The sequence below is a fragment of the Cytobacillus firmus genome (assembly GCF_023715565.1).
GTDB classification, from domain to species: Bacteria; Bacillota; Bacilli; order Bacillales; family Cytobacillaceae; genus Cytobacillus; species Cytobacillus firmus_C.
On record NZ_JAMBOJ010000068.1, the window covers coordinates 21,189 to 27,448 of the forward strand.

Sequence of the window (6,260 nt, forward strand, 5' to 3'; positions counted from 1 at the left end):
ATTAGCCTTTAAGAGGCTGCAAGTCTTTATCTAACAAGTATTCTTTTTCAAAGGAGTATTTCTTCTCCACATATACCTGATGCCAAACCATGAACATCAGAACTGTCCAGATTTTGCGGCTGTTGTCCGCTTTATCCTGACAATGATTTTCAAGCAGCTGCAATACATAGTCCTTATTAATCAGGTGATCTGTATTGCTTTCGCGGATGATATTTTTCGCCCACTCATTCATCTCGTCCTTCAGCCAATGGCGGATCGGCACTGGGAACCCAAGTTTTTTGCGGGTTAGCACATGATCCGGAACGACACCCTCGGCAGCTTTGCGAAGAATATATTTCGTGGTGCCATTTGCTGTTTTCAGGCTGGTCGGAATTTTGGAAGCCACTTCAAACACTTCTTTATCAAGGAAAGGAACACGAAGCTCAAGAGAATGAGCCATCGTCATTTTGTCCGCTTTTAATAAAATATCTCCTCGCATCCAGGTATGAATGTCGATATACTGCATGCGGTCAACCGGATCATAGCCGCGGCTTTCTTCATATAAAGGTTTCGTAATATCCGTATAATTTAAGCTGTTTTTATAGACGTGAAGCAGATTGCGCTTCTCCTGCTCTGTAAACATTTTTGCGTTTCCGATGTAGCGCTCTTCCATTGGTGTGACACCGCGTTCGATAAAGCTTTTACCCTTCATTCCCTCTGGCATTATGCTTGCAATCATGCGAAGAAGCTTTTTGCCGATGGCAGGAATTTTATTGAAGACTTCCAGGGATTGTGGTTCACGGTATATATTATAGCCGCCAAACAACTCATCGGCTCCTTCACCTGAAAGTACAACCGTTACATGCTTGCGTGCTTCTCTTGCCACAAAGTAAAGAGGCACACATGCCGGGTCGGCAAGCGGATCGTCCATATGCCACATGATTCTCGGAATTTCATTCATGTATTCCTCAGGAGTAATGATATAGCTGATGTTTTCGACACCCAGCTTTTCCGCTGTTTCTTTCGCTACATCCACCTCACTGAAGCCATTGCGCTCAAAACCGACAGAGAATGTTTTAATAGCAGGATGGAATTCCTTCGCAATCGACGCAATGATGGAAGAATCAATTCCGCCTGAAAGGAAAGAACCTACAGGAACATCGGCACGCATATGCATTTTGACCGAGTCGAATAATACATCTCTGATTTCTTTTGTAAAATCAGCTTCTGATTTCTGCACAGGGTGGAAAGCAGCTTTCCAATAGCGCTTAATATCCATCGGAGCACCGATTTTTTTAGTAAAATAATGGCCTGGCTCCAGCTTGTTGATTCCCTCTGACATCGTGTTTGGCTCAGGCACAAACTGATAGGTCAGATAATGCTGAAGGGAGTCATAATTTAATACATCATTTTGAAGGGCCAATAGAATGCTTTTCTTCTCTGATCCAAAGAACGTTTGGTCTCCCTTATCGTAATAAAAGAAAGGTTTAATCCCAAATTGATCTCTGGCTCCATATAAAGACTGCTCCTGTTTATCCCAAATGACAAACGCAAACATACCTCTTAATTTCTCAACAGCTTTTTCTTTCATATGGCTGTAAAGGGCAATGATGACTTCTGTATCTGAGCTTGTTTCGAAGCTTAAGCCCGCTTTGAGAAGTTCTTCACGAAGTTCCACATAATTATAGATTTCACCATTAAAGATAATCCAATAACGTTCATTCTCGTAAGTCAGCGGCTGGTGTCCGCTTTCAATATCAATAATGCTCAGCCGGCGGAAGCCAAATTGAATATGATCATCAAAATAGTACCCTGAGTCATCCGGACCCCGGTGTGTAATGATATCATTCATATTTTGAAATTGTTCTTTATCTGCGTCACGGTAATTTTGTGCTTTTTCATGTACACAACCAATAAAACCACACATTATGTACGTCACCTACTCCATTCTATTCTCAATATTTAGATATAGCCTAACGGCTCTTTGTCTTAAAAACATACCCTATAATACTACCACTAATCCCTAATAATTAGCACGCAGAATATAAAATGTTTCTATATGGAAAATTAAGCCATTATCCGAAGTTTATACGATACCATAAAATGATAAACGACTATAGAGCATAAAGACCGAAAAGTTTAGAACACCCTAATTATATTAGACGCAACAAAGAAAGCGGGAGTTACATAGTAAATGCAACTCCCGCTTTCTAAATTACTATTGCGCTTCAGAACGAAGAATTTCTGCCTTGTCAGTACGCTCCCAAGGCAGGTCAACATCTGTACGTCCGAAATGTCCGTAAGCAGCTGTCTGCTTGTAAATTGGGCGGCGAAGGCCCAGCATGTTAATAATTCCTGCAGGACGAAGATCAAAATGCTTTCTTACTAAATCAACCAATACATCTTCATCCACTTTACCGGTTCCAAATGTATCAACAGAAATTGAAACAGGCTGTGCAACACCGATCGCATAAGCAAGCTGAACTTCAACTTTATCTGCTAAACCGGCTGCTACAAGGTTCTTCGCTACATAACGTGCAGCATATGCAGCAGAGCGGTCAACCTTTGTAGGATCCTTACCGGAGAACGCACCTCCGCCATGGCGTGCATATCCGCCGTACGTGTCAACAATGATTTTGCGTCCAGTCAAGCCAGCATCCCCTTGAGGTCCGCCGATAACAAAACGTCCAGTCGGGTTGATGAAGTACTTAGTATTCTCATCGATTAGTTCTTTCGGAACAACCGGGTTAATAACATGTTCCTTCAGATTACGCTGGATTTGCTCCAGGCTGATTTCAGGGTGATGCTGAGTAGAAATAACGATTGTGTCGATGCGGACAGGCTTGTCATTTTCATCATACTCAACAGTTACCTGAGTTTTTCCATCCGGACGAAGGTAAGGTAGGATTTCTTCTTTACGAACTTCAGTCAGGCGGCGTGAAATTTTATGTGCCAAAGAAATCGGAAGAGGCATAAGCTCTTTCGTTTCGTTGCAGGCAAAACCGAACATTAAGCCCTGGTCTCCTGCACCGATTGCTTCGATTTCCTGATCGCTCATTTGTCCTTCGCGTGCTTCAAGCGCCTGGTCAACACCCATTGCGATATCTGCAGACTGCTCATCAATGGAGGTTAAAACTGCACATGTTTCGGAATCGAAACCATATTTAGCACGGGTATAACCAATTTCTTTTACCGTTTCACGAACGATTTTTGGAATATCTACGTATGTAGATGTTGTGATTTCACCTGCAACTAATACAAGTCCAGTTGTTACAGAAGTTTCTGCAGCAACACGGGCATTCGCATCTTTAGCTAAAATTGCATCTAAGATTGCATCAGAAATTTGGTCACAGATTTTATCCGGATGACCTTCAGTAACTGATTCAGAAGTGAACAAACGACGTTTTGTTGACATCTGGCTTCCTCCTTATAAATAGAAAATTGAGCGAGAAATAAGAAATGTGGAAGCGGAAAAATAATTTTCCCTGTCATTTCATGGATCTCTGTTTGATACGGAACTCATTCCCTTAGTAGTATGAAATAAACATGGAGTTTTTATTAGAAAAATAGACAGCGCCGGCAGGTATGCCATGCGTCCATCATTCATAAGCGTGCCAAAAACTCACATAAATAGTACATTCCAAAAGCCGTTCATTTCATTGCAAAATAAAAAACCTTCTCATTAGTGAAAAGGTTGAAAGCAAATCGATTCGCGCCTTTCACTCTTATCGTTCAAGGAATTACGTCCTTGCGTCAGGTTAGCACCTTTGCTGATTATTGCCTTTAGCAGGTTGCTGGGTTTCATAGGGCCTGTCCCTCCACCAGCTCGGGATAAGAGAGTATCCGTTCAAGGTTGAATCATACCGTATTTTAACGAACTATGTCAACAGATTTTCATTATTTTAAACTGTAAAATTACGATTTGGAAAATTCAGCTTCTCCCTTACAGGGAACAGCTTCTATCATCACACTTTTTCTTTAGGAATTTATGCCTGTTCTTCGCAATCCATTTGTAGACAGGATCGCCCAGAAGTCCGGTGAAAGGTAAATATAAAAAGGTGCTGATCAAAAAGGAGGCTGGAAATAGGAGCAGCAGTCTCCGTGCTGCATAGTAACCCTTTTTCACGCTGCCTGAGGGGGTAATAAGATGAAGCTCTTTGCGCAAATCTTGTCTGGGAAATGATAAAGAACCCGGCATTTTTTCATAATCCTGCAGGGAAATCCACTCCACTTTATTCAGCCAATCGAGCTTTTTAAATATTCTCTTTGTTTCCTTGCATAACGAGCAACTTCCATCATATAGGGCAATTGTTTTCATTTAAGATCAGTCCCATGGTAAAATTAACACTTTCTTCTATAATAGCATATATCGGTTATAAGGCGACCAAAGTGGATTACCTGTCCAATTGTGACAATTTATTAACAGAGACAAAAAAATTTCGTAATAGTATAGACTAATCATTTCAATGTGTTATACTAATTTCGAGATGTAATCACTTTCATAAAAAAATCGGGAAAAAGGAAGGTATTCATCAGATGAACTCTGTAAGCATATCAAACGAATTGAGTGAATTATTAAATGGCAGCAACATTCAAGTGCAACTATCCGTTCCTCAGCTTGTGGAAAAAGTTTTAAACCGCAATGAAGGGTGCCTTACTTCCACTGGTGCTGTACGCGCTACTACAGGAAAGTATACAGGGCGTTCCCCTAAAGATAAATACATCGTTGAAGAAGCATCGAATAAAGATAAAATGGACTGGGGCAGCGTAAACCAGCCCATCTCTGAAGAAGCATTCTCCAATCTTTATAATAAAGTAATCAATTACTTAAAAGAAAAAGAAGAAGTATTTGTTTTCAAAGGCTTTGCAGGTGCTGATAAAAAACATCGCATGCCTATTCAGGTGATCAATGAATATGCCTGGCATAACCTTTTTGCACACCAGTTATTCATTCGCCCGGCAGAAGACGAACTATTGGATCATCAGGCAGAGTTCACAGTCATTTCTGCTCCAAATTTCAAAGCAGACCCTGCTGTTGACGGCACAAAGTCTGAAACATTCATTATCATATCATTCGAGCGCCGCACTGTTTTAATTGGCGGAACAGAATACGCAGGTGAAATGAAAAAGTCCATCTTCTCTGTAATGAACTATATGCTTCCGGAAAACGGAATCCTTCCGATGCACTGTTCAGCAAACGTTGGACGTGAAGGTGATGTGGCTTTATTCTTTGGCTTATCCGGTACTGGAAAAACAACTTTGTCTGCAGACCCGAACCGCAAGCTGATCGGTGATGACGAGCATGGCTGGTCTGCGAATGGGGTCTTCAATATTGAGGGCGGATGCTACGCGAAATGCATCAACCTATCCCGTGAAAAAGAACCGCAAATATTTGATGCAATCCGCTTTGGAGCTGTGCTGGAAAATGTAGTGGTAAACAGCGAAACCCGGGTTGCAGACTACGATGACAGCACTTTAACTGAAAATACACGTGCGGCATACCAGCTTCAGGCCATCGATAATATCGTTGACCCAAGCATTGCCGGACATCCTAATACAATCGTATTTTTAACAGCTGACGCATTTGGCGTATTGCCTCCAATCTCCAAACTCTCAAAAGAGCAGGCAATGTACCATTTCTTAAGCGGTTATACATCCAAGCTTGCAGGAACTGAGCGCGGCATAACATCACCACAGGCTACGTTCTCTACATGCTTTGGATCACCTTTCCTACCGCTTCCTGCAAATCGTTATGCTGAAATGCTTGGCGAGAAAATCGATGAGCATAATGCAAAAGTCTACCTTGTAAATACAGGATGGACTGGCGGAGAGTATGGAGTCGGCGAACGCATGAAGCTCGCCTACACCCGCGCTATGGTGGAAGCTGCACTAGAAGGTGAACTTAACAACGTAGAAACAATCAAGGACGAAATCTTCGGCCTGGAAATTCCTCAGCACGTGACAGGAGTGCCTGATGAAGTTCTTCAGCCAAGCAAAACATGGGCAGATCAGGCTGCTTATGAAGCTAAAGCAAAAGAGCTTGCTGCTAAATTCCGGGAAAACTTCAAGAAGTTTTCAAGCGTTTCATCTGACATTGAACAAAAAGGCGGACCAATCGCTTAATAGAGAAAGAATTGCCGTTTACGCGGCAATTCTTTCAGTTTGTAGACAAAAGGGGTTCGGAATAGTCTCATTCCGGACCTCTTTTTTGAATTTTATTGGCTTTGAAGCATTTTCAGATGATGATAGACCTCTCCGAGGTCATCTTCTAGGCCATTTCT

At 41.9% G+C, this 6,260-nt stretch carries 4 protein-coding genes and 1 riboswitch; of the genes, 1 reads left to right on the top strand and 3 read right to left on the bottom strand.

Annotation, left to right across the window (positions count from 1 at the left end; translation table 11 throughout):
- Position 1 precedes the first annotated feature (1 nt).
- From asnB to M3205_RS21330, 3 genes are all read right to left on the bottom strand, one after another.
- Positions 2-1,906, bottom strand: a complete 1,905-nt coding sequence (gene asnB / locus M3205_RS21320) for an asparagine synthase (glutamine-hydrolyzing) (RefSeq protein WP_251171722.1) — start codon at positions 1,904-1,906, stop codon at positions 2-4.
- Between the two features lie 291 nt (positions 1,907-2,197).
- Positions 2,198-3,394 (bottom strand): methionine adenosyltransferase, encoded by a 1,197-nt coding sequence (gene metK, locus M3205_RS21325; RefSeq protein WP_095244513.1) that lies wholly within the window; start codon positions 3,392-3,394, stop codon positions 2,198-2,200.
- A gap of 307 nt (positions 3,395-3,701) precedes the next feature.
- A riboswitch (SAM riboswitch) is annotated at positions 3,702-3,817 on the bottom strand.
- Between the two features lie 105 nt (positions 3,818-3,922).
- Entirely contained in the window at positions 3,923-4,297 is a 375-nt protein-coding gene (locus tag M3205_RS21330) for a thiol-disulfide oxidoreductase DCC family protein (RefSeq protein WP_251171723.1), read from the bottom strand.
- Positions 4,298-4,515: 218 nt separating this feature from the next.
- Between M3205_RS21330 and pckA the strand changes: the two genes are divergently transcribed.
- On the top strand, positions 4,516-6,102 hold the full coding sequence (gene pckA, locus M3205_RS21335) for a phosphoenolpyruvate carboxykinase (ATP) (RefSeq protein WP_251171724.1): 1,587 nt from the start codon (positions 4,516-4,518) through the stop codon (positions 6,100-6,102).
- Positions 6,103-6,260 lie beyond the last annotated feature (158 nt).

Coding starts and splice junctions, on each gene's coding strand:
- asnB (WP_251171722.1), bottom strand. CDS start 1,906: ATGTGTGGTTTTATTGGTTGTGTACATGAAAAAGCACAAAATTACCGT.
- metK (WP_095244513.1), bottom strand. CDS start 3,394: ATGTCAACAAAACGTCGTTTGTTCACTTCTGAATCAGTTACTGAAGGT.
- M3205_RS21330 (WP_251171723.1), bottom strand. CDS start 4,297: ATGAAAACAATTGCCCTATATGATGGAAGTTGCTCGTTATGCAAGGAA.
- pckA (WP_251171724.1), top strand. CDS start 4,516: ATGAACTCTGTAAGCATATCAAACGAATTGAGTGAATTATTAAATGGC.